Origin of the sequence: Streptococcus mitis (assembly GCF_001579035.1) — a bacterium.
GTDB classification, from domain to species: Bacteria; Bacillota; Bacilli; order Lactobacillales; family Streptococcaceae; genus Streptococcus; species Streptococcus mitis_J.
Genome location: NZ_KQ970287.1, coordinates 349,672 through 353,124, shown reverse-complemented (window position 1 = coordinate 353,124; position 3,453 = coordinate 349,672). Strand labels below are relative to the sequence as shown.

General features: G+C 40.4%; 3 protein-coding genes and 1 pseudogene. All 4 read left to right on the top strand.

Annotated elements, in window-relative coordinates:
* Positions 1 to 53: 53 nt before the first annotated feature.
* The 4 genes and pseudogenes from SMIDD26_RS06145 to SMIDD26_RS06130 all read left to right on the top strand — a co-directional run bounded on the left by SMIDD26_RS06145 (position 54) and on the right by SMIDD26_RS06130 (position 3,302).
* Positions 54 to 317: a phosphocarrier protein HPr gene (locus SMIDD26_RS06145; RefSeq protein ID WP_000146947.1), complete on the top strand. Its 264-nt coding sequence runs from the start codon at positions 54 to 56 to the stop codon at positions 315 to 317.
* A 5-nt stretch (positions 318 to 322) separates the two neighbouring features.
* The gene (gene ptsP / locus SMIDD26_RS06140) at positions 323 to 2,056 is read left to right on the top strand and encodes a phosphoenolpyruvate--protein phosphotransferase (protein WP_039704008.1); all 1,734 of its coding nucleotides are present in this window, start codon (positions 323 to 325) and stop codon (positions 2,054 to 2,056) included.
* A 131-nt stretch (positions 2,057 to 2,187) separates the two neighbouring features.
* Positions 2,188 to 2,682: a YkgJ family cysteine cluster protein gene (locus SMIDD26_RS06135; protein WP_000031476.1), complete on the top strand. Its 495-nt coding sequence runs from the start codon at positions 2,188 to 2,190 to the stop codon at positions 2,680 to 2,682.
* A gap of 80 nt (positions 2,683 to 2,762) precedes the next feature.
* Positions 2,763 to 3,302, top strand: a pseudogene (locus SMIDD26_RS06130) (ClbS/DfsB family four-helix bundle protein).
* Positions 3,303 to 3,453: the final 151 nt, after the last annotated feature.

The window sequence follows — 3,453 nt, the reverse complement described above, 5'->3', positions numbered from 1 at the left end:
TAAGGGTTATCACATATAACTCAAAAAAGAAAGAACAAAAGGAGAGTCAAACTATGGCTTCTAAAGATTTCCACGTAGTGGCAGAAACAGGTATTCACGCACGTCCAGCAACATTGTTGGTACAAACTGCTAGCAAATTTGCTTCAGATATCACTCTTGAGTACAAAGGTAAATCAGTTAACCTTAAATCAATTATGGGTGTTATGAGTCTTGGTGTTGGCCAAGGTGCTGACGTAACTATCTCAGCTGAAGGTGCAGATGCAGATGACGCTATCGCTGCAATCTCAGAAACAATGGAAAAAGAAGGATTGGCATAAGGGAAATGACAGAAATGCTTAAAGGAATCGCAGCATCTGACGGTGTTGCAGTTGCAAAAGCATATCTACTCGTTCAACCGGATTTGTCATTCGAGACTATTTCAGTCGAAGATACAAACGCAGAAGAGGCTCGTTTGGATGTTGCTCTTGAAGCTTCTCAAAACGAGCTTTCTCTTATCCGCGAGAAAGCTGTAGGTACGCTTGGTGAAGAAGCGGCTCAAGTTTTTGACGCTCATTTGATGGTTCTTTCTGACCCAGAATTGATTGGTCAGATTAAAGAAACAATCCGTGCTAAGAAAGTCAATGCAGAAGCAGGTCTTAAAGAAGTGACTGACATGTTCATCACTATCTTTGAAGGCATGGAAGACAACCCATACATGCAAGAACGTGCAGCGGATATCCGCGACGTGACAAAACGTGTATTGGCAAACCTTCTTGGTAAGAAATTGCCAAACCCAGCTTCTATCAACGAAGAAGTAATCGTGATTGCGCATGACTTGACACCATCTGATACAGCTCAATTGGACAAAAACTTTGTAAAAGCTTTTGTAACAAACATCGGTGGACGTACAAGCCACTCAGCTATCATGGCACGTACACTTGAAATTGCAGCTGTATTGGGAACAAATAACATCACTGAAGTAGTGAAAGACGGTGATATCCTTGCCGTTAACGGAATTACTGGTGAAGTCATTATCAACCCAACAGATGAACAAGCGGCAGAATTTAAAGCAGCTGGTGAAGCTTATGCTAAACAAAAAGCTGAATGGGCACTTTTGAAAGATGCTCAAACAGTGACTGCTGACGGTAAACACTTCGAGTTGGCCGCTAACATCGGTACTCCAAAAGACGTTGAAGGTGTTAACAACAACGGTGCTGAAGCTGTTGGACTTTACCGTACAGAGTTCTTGTATATGGATTCTCAAGATTTTCCAACTGAAGATGAGCAGTATGAAGCATACAAAGCTGTTCTTGAGGGAATGAATGGTAAACCAGTGGTTGTTCGTACAATGGATATCGGTGGAGATAAGGAACTTCCTTACTTCGATATGCCACATGAAATGAACCCATTCCTTGGATTCCGCGCCCTTCGTATCTCTATTTCTGAAACTGGAGATGCAATGTTCCGCACGCAAATCCGTGCTCTTCTTCGTGCATCTGTTCATGGTCAATTGCGTATCATGTTCCCAATGGTTGCCCTCTTGAAAGAATTCCGTGCAGCTAAAGCAGTCTTTGATGAAGAAAAAGCAAACCTTCTTGCTGAAGGAGTTGCAGTGGCGGATAACATCCAAGTTGGTATCATGATTGAAATCCCTGCAGCAGCGATGCTTGCAGACCAATTTGCTAAAGAAGTAGACTTCTTCTCAATTGGTACAAACGACTTGATTCAATATACAATGGCGGCAGACCGTATGAACGAGCAAGTTTCATACCTTTACCAACCATATAACCCATCAATCCTTCGCTTGATCAACAACGTTATCAAGGCAGCTCATGCTGAAGGTAAATGGGCTGGTATGTGTGGTGAGATGGCAGGTGACCAAACAGCTGTTCCACTTCTTGTCGGAATGGGCTTGGATGAATTCTCTATGTCAGCAACATCAGTCCTTCGTACACGTAGCTTGATGAAGAAATTGGATACTGCTAAGATGGAAGAGTACGCTAATCGTGCCCTTACAGAGTGTTCAACAATGGAAGAAGTTCTTGAACTTCAAAAAGAATACGTTAACTTCGATTAATGTCATTAACCTTGTAACCTAGTTGCAAGGTTTTTTGACGCATTTTAGAAAATATGGTTTTATAAAGTCCACTTTTCAATGAGTCAGAGGCATGATATAATAGGGTAAACAAATAGAATAAGAGAGAAATCATGTCTAAAGAAATTGATATTGAGTATTACCATCAGCTAGCCTTGCAAAAGCAGAAGGAGCATCGTAAAGTTTTAGCCAATCTAAAGAAAAAACCTCCTAAAAACCTAGACAAGATTGCCCAGCAGATTCACCAAGAAGTCTTTGCGGAGATTGATTGTACTGCCTGTGCTAACTGTTGTAAGACTTTGGGTCCTGACTTCAAAGAGGCAGACATCACCCGTATTGCAAAATATTTCAAAATGAAATTGCCGGCCTTTGAAGCTGAATTTCTGCAGGTGGATGAAGATGGAGACAAGGTTTTCAAATCCATGCCTTGCCCATTTTTAGGAGGAGATAACCTCTGTTCTATCTATGACGTTCGTCCAAAGGCCTGTCGTGAATTTCCCCATACCGACCGTAAAAAAATCCATCAAATCAACCATTTGACGATTAAGAATACCTTGACCTGCCCAGCAGCCTATCTCTTTGTTGAGAAATTAAAGGATAAGTTGTAGAAATTTGTAATTTTAAATTTTGAACAAAGATTACAAGATTAAAATACTCATAATAACTAGTAATATGAAGGGAGAACTCTGTGCCTAGACCCAAAACAAAAGAGGAACTAGTATTAGCCTCTAAGGAAAATTATGAAAAGCTTAACCTCTTCATCTCTCAATTAAGTGAAGATGAGCTACAGACTCCATTTGATTTTTCAAGAGACCCAAAGAAAAAAGAAGCTCACTGGAAAAGGGATAAAAATCTACGGGATGTCCTGATTCATCTTTATGAATGGCATCAGTTACTTTCGACTTGGGTATATTCTAATCAAGAAGGTCACGAAAAACCTTTTCTCCCTGAACCTTATAATTGGAAAACTTATGGGGAGATGAATGTCGCTTTTTGGAAAAAGCACTAGAAAACCTCCATAGAAGAAGCGACTAGACTCCTAGAACAATCACATAGAGATGTTTTAGAGTTGATAGAAGTTTTTAGCAATGACGAACTCTTTAGCAAAGGTGTCTATAAGTGGACCGGCGGGACAAGTCTAGGTTCTTACTTTGTCAGTAGCACCTCCAGTCACTATGATTGGGCTCTGAAAAAACTCAAAACTCATCGGAAGAATTGTAAGGTATAGATGGACTATTTGAAATGGCAAGAATGAGTTCTTTTAAACGTAAGATAAAAGCAAAGGGCCATCAAGTGATGTAGCCCTTTTGAGTTATACAAGCAAATTACCATGCAAAAGCTGTCGTTGGAGCATTTAGCGCTTCTAACCACTGTTTATT

Coding starts and splice junctions, on each gene's coding strand:
- SMIDD26_RS06145 (WP_000146947.1), top strand. CDS start 54: ATGGCTTCTAAAGATTTCCACGTAGTGGCAGAAACAGGTATTCACGCA.
- ptsP (WP_039704008.1), top strand. CDS start 323: ATGACAGAAATGCTTAAAGGAATCGCAGCATCTGACGGTGTTGCAGTT.
- SMIDD26_RS06135 (WP_000031476.1), top strand. CDS start 2,188: ATGTCTAAAGAAATTGATATTGAGTATTACCATCAGCTAGCCTTGCAA.